The sequence below is a fragment of the Alicyclobacillus macrosporangiidus CPP55 genome (genome assembly GCF_000702485.1).
GTDB classification, from domain to species: domain Bacteria; phylum Bacillota; class Bacilli; order Alicyclobacillales; family Alicyclobacillaceae; genus Alicyclobacillus_H; species Alicyclobacillus_H macrosporangiidus_B.
In genome coordinates, this window is the sequence record NZ_JNIL01000001.1 from 3457166 (window position 1) to 3478331 (window position 21166).

General features: G+C 67.6%; 23 protein-coding genes, 1 pseudogene and 2 riboswitches. Of the genes and pseudogenes, 21 read left to right on the forward strand and 3 right to left on the reverse strand.

Annotation, left to right across the window (positions count from 1 at the left end):
• Nucleotides 1-13: 13 nt before the first annotated feature.
• A complete protein-coding gene (locus N687_RS21440) occupies nt 14-730 on the forward strand; it encodes an MOSC domain-containing protein (protein WP_035462460.1) in 717 nt (238 codons plus the stop codon).
• Between the two features lie 28 nt (nt 731-758).
• Here the strand turns inward: N687_RS21440 and N687_RS0117070 are convergent, their stop codons facing one another.
• Complete coding sequence (locus N687_RS0117070) at nt 759-1232, reverse strand: YbaK/EbsC family protein (protein ID WP_029423015.1); 474 nt, start codon at nt 1230-1232, stop codon at nt 759-761.
• 193 nt (nt 1233-1425) lie between these two features.
• Here N687_RS0117070 and N687_RS0117075 point away from each other — a divergent pair, with 193 nt between their 5' ends.
• From N687_RS0117075 to N687_RS0117155, 17 genes and pseudogenes are all read left to right on the forward strand, one after another.
• Entirely contained in the window at nt 1426-2013 is a 588-nt protein-coding gene (locus N687_RS0117075) for a hypothetical protein (protein WP_029423016.1), read from the forward strand.
• Complete coding sequence (locus N687_RS0117080) at nt 2013-3026, forward strand: FAD:protein FMN transferase (RefSeq protein WP_051663384.1); 1014 nt, start codon at nt 2013-2015, stop codon at nt 3024-3026. The genes N687_RS0117075 and N687_RS0117080 overlap by 1 nt, the downstream gene beginning before the upstream one ends.
• Entirely contained in the window at nt 3002-3652 is a 651-nt protein-coding gene (locus N687_RS0117085; protein ID WP_156040198.1) for a ferric reductase-like transmembrane domain-containing protein, read from the forward strand. Before N687_RS0117080 ends, N687_RS0117085 begins: the two co-directional genes overlap by 25 nt.
• A 493-nt stretch (nt 3653-4145) precedes the next feature.
• Nucleotides 4146-5282: an ATP phosphoribosyltransferase regulatory subunit gene (locus tag N687_RS0117090; RefSeq protein ID WP_231493519.1), complete on the forward strand. Its 1137-nt coding sequence runs from the start codon at nt 4146-4148 to the stop codon at nt 5280-5282.
• Nucleotides 5276-5917, forward strand: coding sequence for an ATP phosphoribosyltransferase (gene hisG, locus N687_RS0117095; protein WP_029423020.1), 642 nt, complete (start codon nt 5276-5278; stop codon nt 5915-5917). Before N687_RS0117090 ends, hisG begins: the two co-directional genes overlap by 7 nt.
• Nucleotides 5914-7221 carry a histidinol dehydrogenase gene (gene hisD, locus N687_RS0117100; RefSeq protein WP_029423021.1) on the forward strand — a complete coding sequence of 436 codons (1308 nt, stop codon included), beginning with the start codon at nt 5914-5916 and terminating at the stop codon, nt 7219-7221. The genes hisG and hisD overlap by 4 nt, the downstream gene beginning before the upstream one ends.
• The gene (locus tag N687_RS25200) at nt 7205-7330 is read left to right on the forward strand and encodes a hypothetical protein (RefSeq protein ID WP_269320503.1); all 126 of its coding nucleotides are present in this window, start codon (nt 7205-7207) and stop codon (nt 7328-7330) included. Before hisD ends, N687_RS25200 begins: the two co-directional genes overlap by 17 nt.
• Entirely contained in the window at nt 7294-7860 is a 567-nt protein-coding gene (hisB, locus tag N687_RS0117105; protein ID WP_029423022.1) for an imidazoleglycerol-phosphate dehydratase HisB, read from the forward strand. Before N687_RS25200 ends, hisB begins: the two co-directional genes overlap by 37 nt.
• Nucleotides 7857-8522, forward strand: a complete 666-nt coding sequence (gene hisH / locus N687_RS0117110) for an imidazole glycerol phosphate synthase subunit HisH (RefSeq protein ID WP_051663385.1) — start codon at nt 7857-7859, stop codon at nt 8520-8522. Before hisB ends, hisH begins: the two co-directional genes overlap by 4 nt.
• 37 nt (nt 8523-8559) lie before the next feature.
• Nucleotides 8560-9254 (forward strand): annotated as a pseudogene (locus N687_RS21445) (HisA/HisF-related TIM barrel protein).
• Nucleotides 9248-10033, forward strand: coding sequence for an imidazole glycerol phosphate synthase subunit HisF (gene hisF, locus N687_RS0117120; RefSeq protein ID WP_029423024.1), 786 nt, complete (start codon nt 9248-9250; stop codon nt 10031-10033). The pseudogene N687_RS21445 and the gene hisF overlap by 7 nt, the downstream one beginning before the upstream one ends.
• Nucleotides 10006-10878, forward strand: coding sequence for a phosphoribosyl-AMP cyclohydrolase (hisI, locus tag N687_RS0117125; protein WP_231493520.1), 873 nt, complete (start codon nt 10006-10008; stop codon nt 10876-10878). Before hisF ends, hisI begins: the two co-directional genes overlap by 28 nt.
• Nucleotides 10879-11098: 220 nt before the next feature.
• Nucleotides 11099-11183: riboswitch (cyclic di-GMP riboswitch) on the forward strand.
• 71 nt (nt 11184-11254) lie between these two features.
• Nucleotides 11255-11485 (forward strand): helix-turn-helix domain-containing protein, encoded by a 231-nt coding sequence (locus N687_RS0117130; RefSeq protein ID WP_051663386.1) that lies wholly within the window; start codon nt 11255-11257, stop codon nt 11483-11485.
• A 96-nt stretch (nt 11486-11581) separates the two neighbouring features.
• Nucleotides 11582-11914 carry a hypothetical protein gene (locus N687_RS0117135; RefSeq protein ID WP_029423027.1) on the forward strand — a complete coding sequence of 111 codons (333 nt, stop codon included), beginning with the start codon at nt 11582-11584 and terminating at the stop codon, nt 11912-11914.
• Between the two features lie 171 nt (nt 11915-12085).
• Nucleotides 12086-12412, forward strand: coding sequence for an RNA polymerase sigma factor (locus N687_RS0117140; protein ID WP_231493521.1), 327 nt, complete (start codon nt 12086-12088; stop codon nt 12410-12412).
• Between the two features lie 481 nt (nt 12413-12893).
• Nucleotides 12894-13199, forward strand: coding sequence for an MTH1187 family thiamine-binding protein (locus tag N687_RS0117150; protein WP_029423029.1), 306 nt, complete (start codon nt 12894-12896; stop codon nt 13197-13199).
• The gene (locus tag N687_RS0117155) at nt 13196-13813 is read left to right on the forward strand and encodes a GNAT family N-acetyltransferase (RefSeq protein WP_231493522.1); all 618 of its coding nucleotides are present in this window, start codon (nt 13196-13198) and stop codon (nt 13811-13813) included. Before N687_RS0117150 ends, N687_RS0117155 begins: the two co-directional genes overlap by 4 nt.
• 28 nt (nt 13814-13841) lie before the next feature.
• Here the strand turns inward: N687_RS0117155 and N687_RS0117160 are convergent, their stop codons facing one another.
• Nucleotides 13842-14741, reverse strand: coding sequence for a 5'-3' exonuclease (locus N687_RS0117160; RefSeq protein WP_051663388.1), 900 nt, complete (start codon nt 14739-14741; stop codon nt 13842-13844).
• Between the two features lie 145 nt (nt 14742-14886).
• Nucleotides 14887-14988, forward strand: a riboswitch (TPP riboswitch).
• A gap of 118 nt (nt 14989-15106) precedes the next feature.
• Here N687_RS0117160 and N687_RS0117165 point away from each other — a divergent pair.
• Both N687_RS0117165 and N687_RS0117170 read left to right on the forward strand, forming a co-directional pair.
• Nucleotides 15107-15673, forward strand: coding sequence for an ECF transporter S component (locus N687_RS0117165; RefSeq protein ID WP_029423032.1), 567 nt, complete (start codon nt 15107-15109; stop codon nt 15671-15673).
• Nucleotides 15670-18270, forward strand: a complete 2601-nt coding sequence (locus tag N687_RS0117170; RefSeq protein ID WP_051663389.1) for an ATP-binding cassette domain-containing protein — start codon at nt 15670-15672, stop codon at nt 18268-18270. The genes N687_RS0117165 and N687_RS0117170 overlap by 4 nt, the downstream gene beginning before the upstream one ends.
• A gap of 252 nt (nt 18271-18522) precedes the next feature.
• On the opposite strand, the gene N687_RS21455 is transcribed toward N687_RS0117170, so the two are convergent.
• Nucleotides 18523-18852 carry a hypothetical protein gene (locus N687_RS21455; RefSeq protein ID WP_035462464.1) on the reverse strand — a complete coding sequence of 110 codons (330 nt, stop codon included), beginning with the start codon at nt 18850-18852 and terminating at the stop codon, nt 18523-18525.
• A 799-nt stretch (nt 18853-19651) separates the two neighbouring features.
• Between N687_RS21455 and N687_RS0117180 the strand changes: the two genes are divergently transcribed.
• On the forward strand, nt 19652-21010 hold the full coding sequence (locus tag N687_RS0117180) for a hypothetical protein (RefSeq protein ID WP_029423034.1): 1359 nt from the start codon (nt 19652-19654) through the stop codon (nt 21008-21010).
• The last annotated feature ends 156 nt before the right edge of the window (nt 21011-21166 follow it).

Consider the following 21166-nt stretch of genomic DNA (forward strand, 5'->3'; position numbering starts at 1 on the left):
GGTCGGTGGACGCATGACGGCACGGGTGCTGTCGGTACAGGTGGGCCGGCCGCGGGAGGCGCTCACCGAGGCGTCCGACGGCCGCCCGGTGGCGTGGACGTCGGCGATATGGAAGACGCCGGTGTCCGGCCGGGTATGGCTGGGCGTGGAGAATCTGGACGGGGACACCCAGGCGGATTTGGTGCATCACGGCGGGCCGCACCGGGCGGTGCTGTGGTACGGCGCCGGGCATTACCCGCGGTGGCGGGCGGAGCTGGGATTGGCCGACCTGGATTGCGGCTGGTTCGGGGAGAACCTGACGGTGACAGACCTAGACGAGGAGTCGGTCTGCATCGGCGACGTGTACCGCATCGGCGGCCCGGACGGGGCGGTGGTGCAGGTGTCGCAACCGCGATCACCCTGCTGGAAGCTGGCCCGGCGCGTCGGCGTCCCCGACCTGGTGGCGCGGGTGGAATCGACCTTTCGATCCGGTTGGTACGCGCGCGTCCTGCAGCCTGGTTGGGTCGCCGCGGGGGACGCGGTGGAGCGGTTAGAGCGCCCGTGCCCGGAGTGGACCATCCGCCGCGCTCACGAGGTGCACCTGGGGCTGCGCGGCCTGACGCGGCGCGGGGACGTGATGGGGAGCGCGGATGTGGATGGCAACGCCCTTCTGGCTGCCACGGAAGCGTTGGCGGCGTGCCCGTACCTGTCCCCGGATTGGCAGCGGATGCTCTCCGGCGCGGGGGGGTGAGGTGCGGGGGGAACGCCGCGCCCGCCACTCACCGCACCTGGACGACCTCGCCGCCGGTCATCCGCACCAACTCGTCCGGCGTGAGCGGGAACACGGCTTTCGGGTGCCCCGCGGCGGCCCAGAGGGTGTCGAGGGCGAGCAGGTCCTGATCGATGAAGGTGGTCAGCGGTTGGGCGTGCCCGATGGGCGGCACGCCGCCGATGACGAATCCCGTCGCTGAGCGCACGAAGTCCGCATCGGGCTTTTCCACCGGTTCCCCGCACAGCGCTGCGATCCGCTGCTCATCCACACGCCCGGCGCCGCTGGCGATGATGAGCACGGGCTGGCCGCTGTGCACGGTGCGAAACACGAGCGACTTCGCGATCTGCGCGACGCTGCACCCGACGGCTTCGGCGGCCTCCTGGGCGGTACGGGTGCTCTCCGGCAGCTCGACCACTTGGTTCGTGAACCCCTTTTGACGGAGTGCGTCCTGCACCCGCTGTGCGCTCTCTTTCAGCGGCATGTCGATTCCCTCCGAAACGATTGAAGATTTGGATGGCTCTGACTGTGAATCACCGCTCTCTCTTTCCGACTTGTCCATCTTACCACAATCCTCCGGGTGTCCCGGACGCATGCAATCGTTTCGAGCGAAATTCAAGGTTGGCCGGGTATACCTGTAGCAAGATGTGCGGGTTTTGCCGAAATGGGGGGTTCGTATGGCTCTGGATCCGAAGCGCGACCCGAAGGGTCCGGCATCCCCGGGGATGTCGATCCGGGACACCGCGCGGGCGGAGAAAGCGATGAAACAGCAGCGCCGGCGAGCGCGTCAGGCGAGATGGCTGTCGGTGTTCTCCTGGGGCACGGTGGCGGCTTCGGTGGCCGGATTTTTCACCCTGTGGCACACCATCAGCGGATCGCCCGTATCGGCCGCGATGAGGTCGGGCCAGACGACTACTGGAGCTGGGACCGGGATGGCGTCGGCGGGAGCGGGATCGCAGGGGACGAGCGGATCGATCGGATCCGGCTCGGCGGCCGCTGGATCGGGTGCGACCAGCGGTGGCTCCGCTGCACACGTCACTGGAGATGGCGCGGGCGGTGCGGGAGATGACTCGGGAGAGGCTGCCGGATCGTCCGGGTATGCCGGAGAGGATGCGCAGGGGTCGACCGGGGGCAGCTCGGCGTATGGGTACAGCGGTGGCGGGGGCTTCAGCGGATCGGTCGGGGGCAGGCATCATCATCGCGGCTTCGGTGGCGCTGGCATCAGCGCGTCGCAATCGCCGGATATCCGAACAGGTGGCTCGTGATGGAAGGCCGCCATGACCTGGTACGCATCAGCTTCCGTGCGATGGGCACCACGGTGGAGGTAATGGTGGTTCGGGACGGCTTGGCAAAGACGCCCCCAGTGGAGCGCTTGCCAAGCGGCACCGACTTGGAGCGCCTGTTGGACGAGGTGCCGCGGCTCGTGGCGGTGTGGGAGCGCCGATTGTCCCGCTTCCATCCCGACAGCGACATCAGCCGCATCAACGCCGAGGCGGGGCGCTGGGTGGCGGTGCACCCAGGCACGATGGAGGTCCTGCGCCTGGCGGAAGAGGCGCGGCGGGCAACGGGTGGCTGGTTCCATCCGGGGCTCGGGCGGGCCATGCGGGCGGCGGGGTACGGGGTGTCCTTCTCCGAGCTGAAGCCGGCGCCCCCGTTGCAACGTGCCGGGCTGACATCTCCTAAAAAGTCGACGGAAACCGCGTCCGGGGGCCTCGAGCTGCCCGGGGCAGGGCCGGCCTACGAACTGGATGAGCGTGCGCTGCGGGTGAAGGTGGCGGAGGGCAGCGAGATCGATCTCGGCGGCATCGCCAAAGGCTGGATCGTGGAGCAGGTGGCGGCGTGGCTGCGCGGAGCGGGGCTCGAGCAGTTCATCGTCAGCGCCGGCGGGGACATGGTGTGCGCGGGTTGGTGCGGCGGACGGCCATGGCGGGTCGGCATCGACGATCCGTTCGGCGGCGCGGCTCCCGCGCTGACCTTGGATGTCTGGGAGCTGGCGGTGGCGACCAGCGCGACGTACCGGCGTCGTTGGCAGGCGGGGGATCGCATCGTCCACCATCTGATGGACCCGCGGACGGGACGCCCGGCGCAGACGGATGTGGTCTCGTGCACGGTGTTGCACGAGCGGCTGGTGGTGGCGGAGGTGCTGGCGAAGGTAGCCCTGTTGCTGGGCCGTGACGCGGGATCGGCGTGGCTGGAAAGACAGCCGCAGCGGGGCTGGGCGATGATCACGGCGGACGGGGAGGTGCGGCACGCGTGGATGCGGCAGAAGAGCGGGTGACCTGGTACCCGCTGGCGGGGGCCGTGGTGTTTTTGTTGCTGGTGATCGCGGCGTCGTACGCCTGGGTGGTGGCGATGTTCCCGCCTGAGCAGGAGAAGAACCTGGTCTTCTGGTACATGGAGCGCGCGGCGGGGTTCACTGCGTATGAGCTGTTGGCGTTCACGGCGCTCCTCGGGCTGACCTCGAGCGCTGGGATGTGGGATCGATGGAAGGCCCGCCGCCTCGTGACGCAGTGGCACCAGTTCGCGTCGAGCCTCGTGATCGCCTTTCTCGTCTTACACCTGTGGGGGCTGCACGAGGATACGACGATCCCGTTTCCGTTGCCAAAGCTGTTCGTGCCCTTCGCGGCGTCGTACCGGCCGCTGTTCACAGGCTTCGGGGTCTTGGCCCTGTATGGGCTGGCGGTCCTGTTGGTCACCTCGTACCTGCGCCCGTACATCAGGCCGCGGGTATGGCGCAGCATCCACTTTCTGTCGATCCCGGTGTTCCTCCTGGTCACTCTCCACGGCCTGCTGTCGGGCACGGACTCGACATCGGCTTGGGCGGTGTGGATGTACGTGGTCCCGGCGGCATTGTTCGTGGGCCTGCTGGTGCCGCGGCTCCTGGGGCGGTGTCTGCCGCTATGATGGACCCGGGCCAGTACCGTAAGTGCGAATCTGTCGCTACGGGTTCGTCAGCGGGTCGGAAGACAGTCCTCGCGTCGCATACCAACGCACCACATGCGGTTGGTTGCGATCCGCACCTGTTCCCTCTTCACACTTCCTCGGGTTGACGCCACTCTCTTCCCCAGCTACAATCGAGAAGTACTTTAGTATATTAGCAAGCTAAAGCGAAGGGCGTGCGTAAGCGCCGCTCAGACCGACATGCACGTGAACAACGGGTACCTCGGCGCGCCCGCGCGGCCGTCGGTGCGCGAACGCCAGCCAGCGTTTGCATGCCGGGGCGGGATGGTGCAGACTGGCGGTAAGTGTGGTCATCGTAAGGGTGGTCACCGGCCCGGATCGGCCGCGTGCCGCGTGTGGCGCGAACCGGAATTCGCATGAAGACCTGGCAGCATCCGGGCACACCGGTGGGTGAGCGCCGGTGGCTGCCCGTGATGGACGTAGCGGAGTGATGCCAATGTCGATAGATATGCAGCAGCGCTGGGCGGATCGGCCGCTCGGCATGCGGGACGTGTATCCGCAGCAGGCCAGGCAACGGCGGCAGCTGGAGTCAAAGCTGCTGCGGGTGTTTGAGCAAAACGGATTCGAGATGGTCTCCTGCGGGCTGTTGGAGTACGTGGATACCCTGCTGCGCGGGCGCGCATCGAGCGAAGCGGAGGATTGGCTGCGCATGGTCGACGCCACCGGGCGGACGGTGGTGCTGCGGCCCGAGATGACGCCCTCCATCGCCCGGATGGCCGCGCCGCTGCTCGCGGCGGGGACCACGGAGATCCGCTGGTCGTACGCGGAGCGGGTATATCGGCGCACGAACGATCCCGCGTCGCTCTCCTGGGCCAGCGGCAAGGCGGCCGAGTCGACGCAGGTCGGCGTGGAGTGGATCGGTCGGTCGGGCGCCGAGGCGGATGCCGACGTGATCGCCCTCTGCCAGGCCGCGCTGGAGGCGCTGGAGCTGGACGGCTGGCAGATGGTCGCGAGCCACGCCGCTTTTGCACCTGCCTTCCTGGAGGCGCACGGCATCGCGCCGGAGACCGCGGAATCGCTGACGCTGTGCCTCGCGCGCGGGGATTATGTCGGGTTCCGCGGCGTGATCGGCGCCCTCAGTGCAGCCACCGGCGTCGCCGACGACGTGCTGGATCAATTGTCCACGCTCGATCCGCTGGCCGCCGACCTGCCCGAGCCGCTCCTGCGCCGCTTCGCGGACAGCGAAGCCGGCCGGCGGGCGCTCACAGCGTGGAAGGAGCTGCGTGACCTCGCGGCCGTGCTGCAGCGCCGGGGGTTGGCGGACCGGGTGTCGTTCGATCTCACGCTCGTGCGGGACCTGACGTATTACACCGGGATCGTCTTCGAGGTGTTCGCGCCCGGCGCGGGCGCGCCCATCGCCCTCGGCGGCCGCTACGACGATCTGTTGGTGCAGTTCGGCACGCCCGCCCCGGCCATCGGGTTTGCGTTCGAGGCCGAGCGGCTGCTGACCGTGCAGACCGAGGGCGAGTGGTTGCACGAGGCGGACGAGCGGGGCGCGAGCCCCGCTGGCGAGACGGAATCTTCCGGGCGAATCCGGGCTACCGCGTCAGGAGAGGAGGCATCCCCATGGTGACCATCGCCCTGGCCAAAGGGCGCACGGCGGACGGGGTGGTGCCCTTGTGGAGGCGCGCGGGACTGCCCGCCCCGGTCGATCTCGACGACAGCCGCGCCCTTGTCTTCGAGATGGAGTCCCCGGTCCACGGGCCCCTGCGCTTCCTCCTCGCCAAACCGGCCGACGTCCCGACCTATGTGTCGTTCGGGGTGGCCGACATCGGCGTCGTCGGCAAGGACGTCCTGCTCGAGAGCGGGCGCGAGGTGTACGAACTGTTGGACCTGCATGCCGCGCGCTGCAAGCTGTGCGTGGCCGGGCGGCCGGAGGAGCGGGATCGGCGGCCGCGTCGGGTGGCGACCAAGTACCCGCGCCTGGCCGACCAGTACTTCCGCAGCCTCGGCGTCGCAGTTGAGACGATTCCGCTCAGCGGCTCGATTGAGTTGGCGGCCGTCATCGGGCTGGCCGATCGCATCTTCGACCTCGTCCAGACCGGCGCGACGTTGGCCGCCAACGGGTTGGTGGTGTTCGACGAGGTGATGGACGTATCGGCGCGGCTCATCGCGAACCGATCCAGCTACCGGACGAAGCGGCAGGCCATCCAGTGGGTGACGGATCAATTGGCGCAGGCGCTGACCCGGGAGGCGGTGGAGTCATGAAGCTGGTGAGGATGGAGGCAGGATCCTTCGACTGGCAGCGGACGGCCGCGGCGGACGACGAGGCGGTGCGCCGCGTCGCGGAGATGGTGGCGCAGGTGCGCCGGGAAGGCGACCAGGCGCTGCGGCGGTACACGGAGGCCTTCGACGACCCGGGTCTGGCGGGACGCACGTGGAGGGTTCGGGTCGATCCCGCCGACCTCGAGCGGGCCTGGGCGACCCTGGATGCGCCACTGCAGCGGGCGCTGGAGCGGGCGGCGGATCGCATCCGGCGCTTTCACGAGCACCAGCGGCCGGCGGATGTGGACGCGGCGGGATCGGACGGAGAGCGGATGGGCATGACCTGGCGGCCGCTGCGGCGGGTCGGGGTGTACGCGCCAGGCGGCCGGGCGGCGTATCCGTCGACGGTGCTGATGAACGTGATCCCGGCGCAGGTGGCGGGCGTCGACGAGGTGGTGCTGGTCTCGCCCCCACAGCGCGGCACGGGGTTGCCGCACCCCTTGGTGATGGCGGCGGCGCACCTGCTCGGCGTGCGGGAGGTGTACCGCGTCGGCGGCGCGCAGGCCATCGCTGCCTTGGCGTACGGCACGGAGAGCGTGGCGCGGGTGGACAAGATCGCCGGGCCGGGCAATCTGTACGTGGCCCTCGCCAAGCGCCTGGTGATGGGGGACGTCGGGATCGACAGCGTGGCCGGGCCGAGCGAGGTGTTCATCGTCGCCGACGAGACGGCCGACGCGCGCTTTGTGGCGGCAGACCTGCTCGCTCAGGCGGAGCACGATCCGGAGGCGGGCGCGGTCCTGGTCACAGTGGACGCGGGGCTGGCGGACGCCGTGGAGCAGGAGCTGGAACGGCAGCTGGCGGAGTTGCCGCGGCGGGAGATCGCCCGAGCGGCGCTCGAGCGCTGGGGCGCGGTGGTGGTGGCCTCGTCGCTGGAGGAGGCCATCGAGGTGGTGAACCGCAGCGCCCCGGAGCACGTGGAGCTGTTGGTGCGAGAGCCGGATCGATGGCTGCCGCGGGTGCGGGCGGCGGGGGCGGTGTTCCTCGGCGCGCACACGCCGGAGCCGGTGGGGGACTACTACGCCGGCCCCAACCACGTGCTGCCGACGCACGGGACGGCGCGCTTCGCGTCCGGGCTCGGGGTGCTCGATTTCATGCGGCGGATGACGTGGGTGGCGTACACGCCGGAAGCCCTTGCACGTCACCGGGCGGACATCACCGCACTGGCGGAAGCCGAGGGGCTTGCCGCACACGCGCGCGCGGTGGCCATCCGTGCAGAAGGAGGGAGCCGGGATGGCGGATTGGCATAACCGGCCGGTGGAAGGCGACCGCGCGGGCGCGGGGGTCGGTGCCGCGGGGCCAGCCCGCGCTGGCAGGCGGCGGTGGAGCGGCGCACGGGCGAGACGGACGTGCGCCTGAGTCTGAACCTGCGCGGCAGCGGCCAGGCGAAGTTGGAGTTTCCAGTGCCGTTCTTGCGCCACATGCTGCACCTGTTCGCGGTGCACGGGCGGTTTGACCTGACGGTACAGGCGGACGGGGACGTGGATGTGGACGATCACCACCTGGTGGAGGACATCGGCCTGTGCCTGGGGAAGGCCGTGCACCAGGCGCTCGGAGACAAGCGGGGGATCCGCCGCTACGGGGAGCGGCACACGCCGATGGATGAGACGTTGGCGCGGGCGGTGATTGACCTCTCCGGACGTCCGGCGTTCGTGCTCAAAGCCGACATCCCGGCAGAGCGCGTGGGGACGTTCCCGACCGAGCTGGTGCGGGAGTTCTTCAAGTCGTTCGCCAACGAGGGCCGCTTCGCCTTGCACCTGGCGGTGCTCTACGGCGAGGACAGCCACCACATGATCGAGGCGCTGTTCAAGGCCACTGCTGCCGCTCTGCGCGAGGCGGTCAGGCCCGACGGGGACGCGGTGCCGAGCAGCAAGGGGGTGCTGGAATGATCGCGGTGTTGGACCTGGGCATCGGCAACCTGTCGAGCGTGCGCAGCGGCTTTCTGCGGGCGGGCGAGGAGACGACCGTGATCGCCCGGGGTGAAGCCTGGGAAGAGCTGATGGCGGCGCGGGGCGACGTGACGGGCGTGGTGCTGCCGGGCGTGGGCGCGTTTGGCGACGCGATGTTTCAACTGCGCGCTTCGGGCCTCTTGAACGTGGTGCGCGGCGCGGTCCGAGAGGGCCGGCCGCTGCTGGGCATCTGCCTCGGCATGCAGTTGTTGTTTTCGCTCAGCGAGGAGCATGGATCGCACGTGGGGCTCGGGGTGTTCCCGGGCAAGGTGGTGCGTTTCCCGAACGACGTCAAGGTACCGCACATGGGCTGGAACGACCTCACGGTGGTCAAGGATCACCCGCTGCTCGCAGGGGTGCGCCAGGGGGATTACGTGTACTTCGTCCACTCCTTCCACGCCGTGGTGCAGGACGAGCGACACCTGCTGGCGGCGGCCCAGTACGGGCGTACCCTGGTGCCGGCGGTGGTGGCGAAGGGGTCCGTGTGCGGGACGCAGTTTCATCCGGAGAAAAGCGGCCCCGTGGGCGAGAAGATCCTGCGCAACTTCGTCGCCATCTGCCAGGCGTGGTCGGCGCCGAAAGGGGAGAAGGCCCGTGTTTAACCTGTTTCCCGCCATCGACATCCTGGGCGGGGCGTGCGTGCGCCTGACGCGCGGCGACTACGACGCGAAGACGGAGTACGGCCGCGACCCGGCGGCGATGGCGTCGCGCTGGATGGACGCAGGGGCGCGCTGGCTGCACGTGGTCGATCTCGACGGCGCCAAAGCGGGCCGCCCGGTCAACGTGGATGCGGTGCGTCGGGTGGTGCGGGCCGCCTCGGCGCGCGGGGTGCGCGTCCAGGTGGGCGGGGCATCCGCACGCATGACGCCATCGCGCAGTGGCTCGAGGCGGGGGTGGCGCGTTGCGTGATCGGCACGGCGGCGCTGGACCGGGACTGGATGGCCACGGCGGTGGCCCGTTTCGGGGCGGACGCCCTGGTGGCGGGCCTCGATGGGCGCGGAGGCAAGATGGCGGTGCGCGGCTGGCTGGAGCAGACGGACGTACCGCTGGTTGAGGTGGCGCGCGGCCTCTACGAGGTGGGCGTGCGCCACGCGCTGGTGACCGACGTGGACCGGGACGGCACCCTGCAGGGCGCCAACCTGGACCTCGCCGTGGCGGTTCAGGCGGAAGGCCTCGGGGCCATCGCGTCGGGCGGCATCCGCAGCCTGGAAGACGTCCTCGCGGCGCGCCGGGCGGGCCTGGCGGGAGCCATCGCGGGCCGCTCGATTTACGATGGCACGCTCGATCTGGCGGCGGCGTTTGCAGCCCTTCGGGAGGAGGAGACGGCATGCTGACCAAGCGCATCATCCCCTGCTTTGACGTGCTCGACGGGCGTGTCGTCAAGCACGTCGGTTTTTTGGAGAACCGCCGTGACGCGGGCGATCCGGTGGCGCTCGCGGAGCGATACTGCGCAGACGGCGCGGATGAGCTGGTCTTGCTCGACATCTCCGCTTCTGAGGAGGGGCGCTTGGCCACGCACCGCGTGGTGGCGGAGGTGGCGGAGAAGGTCAACATCCCGCTCACGGTCGGCGGCGGCGTGTCGACGGTGGATGACGTGCGCGCCTTGCTGTTGGCGGGCGCGGACAAGGTGTCGATGAACACCGGTGCCGTCCGCAATCCGCAATTGATTCGCCAGTCGGCGCACCGCTTCGGCGAGCAGTGCGTGGTGGTGGCCATCGACGCCAAGCTCAACGAGACGATGGGCCAGTACGAGGTGATGGTCAAGGGCGGCAAGGTCGGCACCGGCATGGACGTCATCACCTGGGCGAAGCGGGCGGCCGAACTCGGCGCGGGCGAGATCCTGCTGACCAGCTTCCGTCAGGACGGCACCCGCGAGGGGTTCGACATCAAGCTGACGCGATTGGTGGCCGAGGCGGTGAACATTCCGGTCATCGCCAGCGGCGGCGCGGGAAAGAAGGAACATTTTTACAAAGTGCTGACCGAGGGCAAGGCGGATGCGGCCCTGGCGGCGAGCGTCTTCCACTTCGCGGAGACGTCCGTCGGCCAGGTGAAGGCCTTCCTGCGCCAAAAGGGGGTGCCGGTGCGATGGACGGGCACGGGGACACCCGCGTGATGCCGGGGCAGGAGGCTGTGGCGCCGGCGGGATCGAAAGCATCCACGGCGGGTGGCGCCGACACGGCCGCCGAGGAAGCGGTGTGGCTCGACGCGGTGCGTTACGACAAGGACACCGGCTTGGTGCCGGTGGTAGTCCAGGATGCGCGCAACGGCCGGGTATTGATGCTGGCGTACGCCAACCGCGAGGCACTCAAGCGCACCTTCGGCACCGGACAGGCCTGGTTCTGGAGCCGGTCCCGCCAGTCGTTCTGGTGCAAGGGCGCCACCAGCGGGAACGTGCAGCGGGTGGTGGAGGTGCGGATCGACTGCGACGGCGACGCGGTCCTGTACCGGGTGGAGCCGGCGGGCCCGGCCTGTCACACGGGGGCAGCGTCGTGCTTCTACCGGGTGCTGCAGCACAAGGAGAGCGTCATTGGCTCGGGCCCGGACGGGGGCGGGGCGGGAGAACCCGGTGTGAGCGACGGCGAGGCTGCGCCCGGTGCGGAGGGCCCGGGCACGGCGAACGACAGCAGCACGAGCGCCGAACCGGCCGCGGGTGAGGATGCCGGCGGGCAGGTGTTGGAGCGGTTGTGGCGCGTGATCGAACAGCGATGGACGGAACGGCCGCAGGGATCGTACACCACGTACCTGTTCGAGCGCGGCGTCGACAAGGTGGCGAAGAAGGTCGGCGAGGAGAGCGCGGAGGTCGTGATTGCGGCGAAGAACGCGGTGGAGTCGGCCGCTGGCCGCGCGGAGCTGGCCGAGGAGAGTGCGGATCTGCTGTACCACCTGTTGGCGCTGTGGAAGGTGGCGGGGATCCGGCCGCAGGACGTGTTCCATGCATTGCAGAAGCGAGAAAAATGAGTTCTTGCGCCGCGCTCGTTGCCTTCGGCACGTGCGCGGCGCCACGCTGCGTTGGCGAGCTGGATCGAAATGGCCGTCCGAATCGGATTTGCGAGGAATATATTGAAAATACGAGAGAAATAGCCTTACAAGGTGACAGGATGGTATCCTGCCCGCACCCGAGCCATATCGCCGATTGAGCCAAAGTAAGCACCCTATTATACTGAAGGCACGAAACGAAAGATACAATGGGCAAACCTCGGGAAACCGGGGGACGCAAAGCCATGGGCCTACGGCGTTCAAGCTATGGTTGCCAGGTTGCTAATACTCGGCGTGCAACTGGCGATAGTTTGCCAGTTTTTTGTTTTCTCAGACCGTCAAAGAGGCAGGTGTCCGCGTGAAGCAACCCAAGCTGAGACAATTGATCCACCGTGCGCAAAACGGCGACCAGGAAGCGATTGTTCAGATTATTCAACGTCTGATGCCACTCATCAAAAAATACAGTCACCACAACGAGGACGATGAAGTCGAGTTGATGTTGTGGGTCACGCAGGCCGTGCGCAGATATAAGCCGAACACGACCTGGGGGCGCGATGAACTCAGACGCTGGCAGGAGCGGTCGAGGTGAGTGCACGTGGGCGTTGTTAAATCATCTAGCTGATCCCGCCTTATAGGGTACAGGGGCTGAGCACACCGCAAGGACGCCGAGGATGGGGGAAGGCGTATGCAAGGGCTGGGATGGGAGTGGTTGCAGAGCCCGGAGGCGTTGAGCGCAGCAGCGGTCATCATCATCGAGTACGTGAAGGACGTTCCGGGGATTCGGCGGATTCCGACCAAACTGCTGGCGCTGATTGTAGGGGAGGCCTTGGTGATGCTGACGATTCAACCTTTTCCCACCACCCTGCGAGGATTGGCGGTGATATGGCTGGACGGATTGCTGGTCGGCGCGGCATCCATCGGAGGTTGGCATTTGGTGCTGGAATGGGCGAGACGCCCCGAAGTCGTGAGGCGGCATGTCAGGGGTTTGCGTGACCGCCGAGTTTCCACGCGCGATTGACGGTTTAGGCATAGTCCATTGAGGACCTCCATAGGCTGGGGTAGCACGACAAACGCTCATTGCGAAGAGGGTGTTCGGGATGAAACCATTCCCTTAGCTGACCCTTGGGATCTCGCGGAGGCGCGGGTTGTGGCGTGGTTTGTCACCGGCATACGCCAGGAGGGCGCGAGGTTGGCCAGGAAGAGAGAGATTCTGCGGCAACGGGAGCTCTTGATTCTGAATGCGCCAGCTGATGAGGACGGCGAGGACATGTTGTACCTCTTGGCGGCGCACTCCGACACCGCGTCGGAGGCCGAATACCACGTGTTCCTCGAAACCGCGCTGTCGTTGCTCACACCTAAGCAGAGAACGGTCATCATCGCCACGGTCATCCAGGGTGTGCCGGAGCACGTGGTGGCAAAACAACTGGGCATCACGCAACAAGCAGTGCACCACTTAAAATCGCGCGCCTTGAAACGACTGAGGGCCTGTCTGGTCGCCGAACACGCACCGAGTTGATCCGTCCGTGTGGCGGCTCGCCCCTGGAAACGAAGGACTGTTGTACGTCGGGTCCTTTTCACAACACCAGGCCTCGCCGTTCAGGTTCGGCGGGGCTTATCCTGTGCCGGCGCTCGGCGGGGAATACCAGCGGGGCCCGATAAAATACTGATCAACGCGATGATGACCGCGATGTAAAGGATGAATCCCAGCAATACGAACAGCCCCATCACCACGCTCCCACCTTCCACGCTCCCATCAATCTTCCCCATCCTATTCGACGAGATGGAAAAGATTCCTTTCGCGTGCTGGTTCTGTTGCTTCCGCACTGCGGTGGGACGAACTCACCCGCTGGGCGGCAGGGACGCCAGCCGGGCAGTGCCCACACCGTCCACACCCCCTGATACCCTGCGGACCCATACATGGCTGTGCGAGGCGATGGTACAATGGGGTTGGTAACATGCGGACTGTGGGGTCCGGACGATACAAGGAGGAATTCACCATGGCCATTGTGGCCGTCAGCATCGCACCCCTCGGGACGGGCAGCACCAGCGTGAGCACATACGTGGCCGAGACGCAGCGAGTCCTGGAGCGCCATCCGAATCTCCGGTTCCGCCTCGATCCGATGTTCACCACCATCGAAGGCGACCTGCCGGAGATCTTCCAGGCGATTCAGGAGATGCACGAGGCGCTGGTGGCGATGGGCGCGAAGCGGTTGTCGACGGTCGTGAAGATCGACGATCGGCGGGACGTCTCCCACTCGATGGAGGAAAAGGTGGCCGCCGTCGAGGAGAAGACGCGCCGGTGACCACCCAGCCGCACGGACGACAGCGAGAACCAGAACGGGAGCGGGAATCTGAGCGGGAACTTGGGGGAACCGTTCAGGGGGCCCTCCTGGAGACGGATCGCCTCCTGTTGCGCCCCGTCACCGCGGTTGACGCACCCTCCGTCCAGCGCCTGGCGGGGCACCCGGACATCGCGCGGACGACCCTTAACATCCCCCATCCCTATCCAGACGGCGCCGCAGAAGCCTGGATTCAGGCCGCGAACGAGGCCGAGCGGGCCGGCACTCAGTACGTGCGGGTGATGGTGCGCAAAGACAGCGGGGCATTGGTCGGCTGCGTGGCCTTGGGCGTGGCCCAGCGCCACCACCGGGCCGAGCTCGCCTATTGGGTCGGACGCCCCTGGTGGAATCTGGGCTACGCCAGCGAAGCCGCGCGCCGCATGGTCCAGTTCGCATTCACCGATCTCGGGTTGCACCGCGTCTGGGCGGCTGCCATGCCCCACAACCCCGCGTCGATGCGGGTCATGGAGAAGATCGGCATGCGGCGAGAAGGCCTTCTCCGCCAGCACGCGTTCAAGGACGGCCATTTCATCGACCTGGTGTACTACGGCATCGTGAAGGGCGATCCGCTCCCCTGACACCCAATCATGGTCCGATCCCCACGCCTCATCCGGCGGCGCCGGCCGCCGTCGCGGCGCGGGCCAGGCGCTCCGCCGCCCGCTCCAGTTCGAGCGCTCGAAGGGCCTCCAGGGCGTCGCCGAGGTGCACGCGCAGCAGGCAGTCGGCGAGATCGAACGGCAGCGGCACGTCCGTGACGATGGTCGCCAAGCGCTTGCTGAGCAGGGCGGTCTCCCGGTGCGCCACGATTCGATCCCGCAGCCGAACCGGCAACGCCTCCGCGTTCGCGAGCACCCCCTCCAGCGTCCCGTGTTCGGCCAGCAGCTTCTTCGCCGTCTTCTCGCCGACGCCGGGCACCCCCGGGATGTTGTCGCTGGCGTCGCCCATGAGGGCTTTGAGATCGACGATTTGGGACGGGGTCAGCCCCCACGTCTCTAGGAGCGTGGCTGGCGTGTACACGTCCGTCTCCGCGACGCCGCGGCGCAGGATGCACACCCTTACCCCGTCGGCGACCAGTTGAAGGGCATCCCGATCGCCCGTGAGGACGAGGCCGTCCCACCCCTCCTCCTGACAGCGGTGGGCGAGGGTTCCGAGGATGTCGTCGGCCTCGTACCGATGGTCGGCATGCTGCGCCACCCCGAGCGCTCCAAGAACCTGTTGCGTCGTCTCAAACTGCTCCAGCAGCGCTTCCGGCAGCTCGCCCCGTTGGGCTTTGTAAGCCGGATACAGGTCGCGCCGGAAGGTGTCGCGGGTGGTATCCCACGCGATCGCCACGTAGCGGGGGCGCACCCGTTCCAGCGCATGCGTGAACATGTGGAGGAATCCCATCACGCCGTTGGTGTACCGCCCGTCGGCCGCGCGCCGCGGGCGACCGCCATAGAGGGTTCCGAAGTACGCTCGCACCAACAGAGAACTGCCATCGATCAACAGCACATCGGCAGGGACCACGTCGTCCTCTCCTTCCCGTGTCCTCGTCATCATACCACTTGCCGCGACGATCGCGCAGGATGCTTCCGGTTCGCTCCAGCATCGCGATCGCGAGCGTATTGCACCCGCAGGCCCAGCGTGCTACAGTGAAGGTGACAATTTCATCGTGAGGCGCTAGGGGTGCCGTACCGGCTGAGAAGCGGCTTGCCGCTAACCCTATGGACTCGATCTGGATAATACCAGCGGGAGGAAGTGCCATCGGACAACACGTGCGTGGGACCTCTTTTGTGGGCCGGATCGGTCGATTGTGCAGACCGGGCGGAACATGAAAGAGGTTTTTGATTTCCCATCGTGTTCCCGCCTCACGGTACAAAGGGGTGTTGGGCATGCAGTGGAAGCTGCGGGACATTGTCGTGGCGGCGATTCTGTCGGTGGTGTGCGGCGTGGTGTACATGGGCTGGGACTTTTTGACGGAGGTCATCACCAAGGGCTGGAGCCCGGCCGCGATGGGCATTGTCAACGGCCTGTGGTGGATCGCGGCGGGGCTCGTCGCGTACATCGTGCGGCGGCCGGGAGCGGCATTGTTCGCGGAAGTGGTCAGTGCCTTTTTCGAGTTCGCCTTCGGCAGCCCGTACGGGACAGGGGCCATCATCTCGGGTCTGGTGCAGGGCATCGGCGCGGAGGCGGGCCTCGCCCTCGGCGGCTGGAAGCGGTACGGCTCCAGCATGATGATGCTCTCCGGGGCGCTCGGCGGCGTCGGCAACACGCTGCAGTGGTACTTCCAGTACGGCGGCAACCAGTACGGAACGGGCACCATCCTTGGGTACCTGGTGCTGACGCTCGTCAGCGGGGCGGTGCTGGCGGGGCTGTTGCCCAAGTGGATCGCGGACGCGCTCAACCGGGCGGGCACCTTGCGCAATTTTGAGATCGGAAGGCAAGCGGGATCGAAATGACCCGGACGGAGGTCTTGACAGGGCCCCAGGCCCGGGACGCGGAACGGGCAGTGTTCGCCAGGGCGCCGGAGGAGAGGCCGGACGAGGCGCCGGGGACGGCGGATGGCACGGTGCGTCGTGCGGAACGCCCCTGCCTGCTGCGGCTGCGCGGCGTGGACATCGCGTATGAGGACGGGCGTGCGGCGGTCTGCGGGATCGACTTCGAGCTGCATCAGGGGGAGTCGGTGCTGTTTCTCGGGCCGAGCGGGTGCGGCAAGAGCACGGTGGCGATGCTGTGCGCGGGGCTGATGCCGGAGGCGGTCGAGGCCAAGGTGACGGGCGAGGTCGTGCGCCACCCGTCGCTCGAGGCGCCGGGTGCGGTGGGTTACGTCTTCCAGGACCCGGACGCGCAGTTTTGTATGCTGCGGGTGGACGACGAGATCGCGTTCGGGCTGGAGAACCAGGGGCTGGCCAGGGCGGAGATGCCGGATCGGATTCGCGGGAGCCTGGCGCAGGTGGGGCTCGCCGGGCAGGAGCGGGCCGGTCACGCGGTCTTCTCCGGCGGCATGAAGCAGAAACTGGCCATCGCCTGTGCGCTGGCGATGCACCCAAGGCTGCTGATCCTCGACGAGCCGACGGCCAACCTCGATCCGCTGGCCACCCGCCAGGTGTTCACGGAGATCGCCCGGTTGGCCCGGGCCGGACAGACGCTGCTGGTGATTGAGCACAAGTTCGACGCCCTGTTGCCCTGGATGGACCGGGTGGTGTTGTTTGACGCGGCGGGCCGGGTGCACCGGGCGGGCCCGACGGCTGAGGTGATCCGCGAAGAATGGGACTGGCTGGTCGCCGAGGGCGTCGTGGCGCCATGGAAGGCGCGCCCGGTGTGGCTGGGTGGATGGCCGGCGGAAGGGCCGGGCGGACTTTCGGGGGCTGCGCAGGATGCGGGGACTGCTGAGCCTGCGGGGGCCCGAGGGGCGATTGGGGATGCGACGAATACCGAGGCCAGGCGCGCGTTGGAGCCTGCGGGGGCTCCAAGTGGGGCGGGACCGGCGGGATCGAACCTGGCGGAACCGGCCCTCTCGATCCGAAACGGCCGCCTGGCGTACGGCGGGCATCTGGTGTGGCGGGACGTCTCACTGGACGTGCCCCAGGGTGCGTTCGTGGCCATCGTCGGGCCAAACGGAGCGGGCAAGTCGTCCCTGCTGCAGGTGATGGCCGGGCTGCAGCGGCTCAGCGGCGGCGAGGTCCGGCTGCTCGGCAGGGAGATGCGGTCCTGGCGGCCCGCGGATCGCGTGCGGACGGTGTCTTTCTGCTTCCAGAATCCGGAGTACCAATTTATCTACGAGCGCGTCGCGGATGAATTGGCGAACCGGCCGGTGGGGGATGAGGTGCCGCCGGAGACAAGGCGGTTGCTCGAGGCGTTCGGGTTGGACGGATGCGCGAAGCAGAGCCCGTTCGGGTTGAGCCAGGGCCAGAAGCGGCGATTGAGCGTGGCGTCCATGCTGCGGGAGCCGCACGACGTGTACCTGCTCGACGAGCCGACGTTCGGGCAGGACGCGCGCACGCAGCAGGCCATCCTGGCCCGGTTGGCGGCGCTCCACCGCGAGGGGCGGACGGTGGTCATCACCACGCACGACCTGGACCTGGTCCGCCGGTATGCCACCCATGTGGCGGTGGTGGCGGACGGGGGCCTGTTGTACTGGGGGCCGCCCGCCGGGCTGTGGGAGCGCCCCGACGTGATGGCGAGGGCCCATTTGGTGGACGACGTGCGACCGCTGGAGGATGGCGATGCGGCGGCGCGGACAGTGCCGCAGGGAGGTGAGGTGCCTGCGGCCGTGTCCGGGCCAGCGACAACGCCCGCCGAACCGCGGCGCAAGGGGCTGGTGTACCGGCTTAATCCGCCGTGGCACCTGGTGACGTGCGTGATCGCCATCGCGATCGGCATCTTCGCGCACACCCTGCCCGAGGCTGTGGCGATGTTCCTGTGGCCGCTGGTGCTTCTGTTCGGCGCGGCCCGTTTGTCACCACGTCAGGTGATCGTGCGGCTGTCGCCGTTTCTCATCTTCTACGTGCTGTACGTGTGGACGCTGACGGCGTACGCCCGCGTGGAGCCGGGGACCAGGACCCTCGACTTTCTGTGGATGCACCTGAGCTACCCCGGATTCATCGCCGGGTTGGTGCTGGCGTTTCGTATGCTTGGCGCGGTGTGCTTCGGGGTGCTGTTCGTGACGGCGACGGATGTCACCGATCTGGTCGTCGGCCTGTCCCAGACGTTCCGCGTTCCTCCCAAGTTCGCCTACGGTACTCTGGCCGGAATCCGCTTCATGCCGCTGTTTCAATCGGAGTGGACGAAGCTCAAGCAGGCCCGGCAGCTGCGCGGCAAGGACGCTCGCTGGCGGGCGCTGCGGCCGGTGACGTATGCGCTGCCCTTGCTGGCGCAGGCGATCCGCATGAGCGAGCGGGTCGCGATCGCGATGGAAGCGCGAGGATTTCGGGGCGCGCCGGCGGATCGACCCGACGGCCGCACCTACTACCGCGTGGTGCCGGTGCGCGGCTTGGACTTCGTGTACCTGGCCGTGGTTTGTGGGATTTCGATCACGCTGTTGTGGTGCTTCTAGGGCAGTCGTTGGGGCCCGAAAGGGGCGGCCGGTGACGAGGCGGCCGTTGACGTGGCGGCCCGGGAACGGAGTGCGGCGGGCCTAGACGGCCGCAGAAGGGACGGCCCCGGGGCTGGGCGAGGCGGCCCGGGAACGGGGTGCGGCGGACTGCGCAGGGATGGCGGCGGGCAAGGCGTGGATGGCGTCAGGCCAGGACGGCCGGTGACGAGGCGGCCCCGGGCTGGGAAGAGGTGGCGCGGGGCCGTCTTCGGCTCACTCGAAATCGTCCGGGTTGTCGACGGTGGTCCACGCCTGGCTGCCGCGGGTCGCCTGGGCCTGCCGGGCGGTGGCTTGGCCCGCGGTTGAGGCGGCGGTTGAGGCGGCGGTTCGGCCGGAGGCGGGTTCGGCGGCTCGCCCGGCGGTCTGTGGGGCCGTGCTGCCCAATTGCCCCTCGTAGGCGAAGTCGTCGGGGCTGTCGACGTCGACCAGCGACGTCACTTCCGCGTCCCGTTGTCGCAACTGCGGCTTGGGATGGGGTTGTCCGTTCACTGCACGGGCATTGACCTTGGTGTGTTGGCCGGAGCGCGTTATGCGTTCATCCAAAGGAATCTCCTCCTTCTTCGGGCTGGCGATGGACAGCCTGCGATCGGTGGCTTCGGACGGTGTGGAACGGTGGTGGCCCGGAGATGGCGTCGCTTGTATGGCTCGACGGGCCCACGGCTCATGGTTAATTTGTCCAACGGCGGGCCGGCGTAGACACGTGGGATGCGGGTTTGTAACATATATTCCCTTCATAACCACTTCTAACCCGTTTTGCTCGTGTGTAGGGAGGGGATAGCGGAACGAAGTTCTGTGATGTGGAACCACGGTGGTCAGCCGTATATCCGTGGCGGCGCTTACGCACGTTTTTGCCTTTATGTAGCGCCGCTGCGACAGCATAACAAACGATTCCACCTTATTGACCTGCTGTTGCATCTGCCTTGTGACCGTTTTGATTTTAGACGGTAGACTCCCGAGGCCCAGAAGGCGCGATAAGGTAAAGCAACGCATTAAACCGCCCTGGCCGACCTCGCGGTAACGTCAAATCCCACTTTATCCGACGCCTCGGCTCGGAGGTAAGGCGAAATCGCCACTTTATCATGGATGGCGGAACGGAGTTCTGTGATGCGGAACCCACGCGGGAAGACAGGACTCTCGTCGCGGCGTGCAGGGGCGGGAGCTCGATCGAACGGAGCCAATCCGATGCCTCCGCAGCCCGCACGTGCCGTCCGGCCCGCGCCAACGCCCGGAGCCAATGCCCCGCGCCCCCGTGCCCAGGCATCTCACCCCCGCGTTTCACCCATTTGAGTCCTCCTCCATAAGATGCGGCACCGATATCAGCCTATTTGGAGGAGGCCATACCATGACCCTGACGGCGTCCCACTGGATTTATCTCGCCGTCGTCGTGCTCGTCATCATCGGCATGGCGATGCGACGAGGCGTCATCCCGCTTTGCATCATCGGCACGTTCGTACTCGGCTGGGTGTATTCGGGCCACTTCGTGTTCGGCGTGCAGACCCTGTTCAACGCCAGCCTGACCAGCGCGAACGTGCTGCTGGAGATCATCCTCATCATCGCCATCATGATCGCGCTGCTGCGCCTGCTCGAGCGCATCGGGGCGGATCAACTGCTGCTGAGGCCGGTGCGCAACCTGTTCCGCGGACCCGGCATGGCCTTCTGGGGCACCGGGGTGATCAAAGGGATCATCTCCGCGTTCGTCTGGCCGACGCCCGCCACCATGATGGTCGGCCCCATGATGATCCCCATCGCGCTGCGCGCCGGCCTGCCCATCCTCGGCGTCGCGATGGCCATGAACCTGTTTGGCCACGGCATCGCCTTGTCCGGCGACTTCGTGATCCAAGGCGCGCCGAAGCTCACCAGCGCCGCCGCGGGGGTGACCGTGATGGACATCATCCGCGCCAGCGTGCCGTTGGTGATCGCCACCGGACTGGTGAGCACCGTCCTCGCCTACGTGCTGCTGCGCCGCGACATGCGCCGCGGCCGGCTCATCGCTGAGGCCGTGCCGGAGGCACCTGCGGAGCGCACCTACAGTTTCGCCGCCCGTTTTGCCGCCATCGCCGTGCCGTTGGTGTTTCTCGCGACCATCGTCGCCACCATCGTCCTCCGGCTGCGCGGCGGGGACGCCACGGCGCTCGTCGGCGGGGTGAGCCTGTTGTTGTTTCTTTTGATCGCGTTCCTCCAACACGGGCTGAAGACCTACCAGGCCGTCATGGAATACCTGCAGTCCGGCTTCACCTTCTCCATCCGCATCTTCGCCCCAGTCATTCCGATTGCAGGTTTCTTCTTCATGGGATCGCCCGACATCGCCCCGCAGATCCTCGGGAAGGGGGCACCGGGGTATCTGTTCGATCTCGGTCGCGCCCTCGCCGCCCACGTCCCGCTCTCCGCAGTGCCGGTGGCGATCATCGTGGTGTTGGTCGGCGTGATCGCAGGGCTCGACGGCTCGGGATTCTCGGGCTTGGTGTTGGTCGGCACCCTGGCACAGGCGCTCGGCACACCGATCAGTGTCAATATCGCCGTGCTGGCGGCGCTGGGGCAGATGGGCTCCGTCTGGAGCGGCGGCGGCACCCTCGTGCCGTGGGGCGTGCTGGACATCGCCGGCGTGACCGGGTGCAGTCCGGAGGATTTGACAAGGCGAAATTTCCTGCCGGTCATCTGCGGCCTCATCGCCGCGACGGTGGTCGCAGTGGTGTTGATGTGATGGTTGGCCAAAAGTACCCGCCCTGGGGCCGTGGCCGCTCCCTGAGGAGGCGTGCGGCCCTGTCGTCACAGGCGGAGCGGTGGCGGTTGCCGGGCGACGTGGGGGCCCCAGCGGCCGGCGGGTGTGCACCCCAGAACGGCGCGTATGTATCCCAGA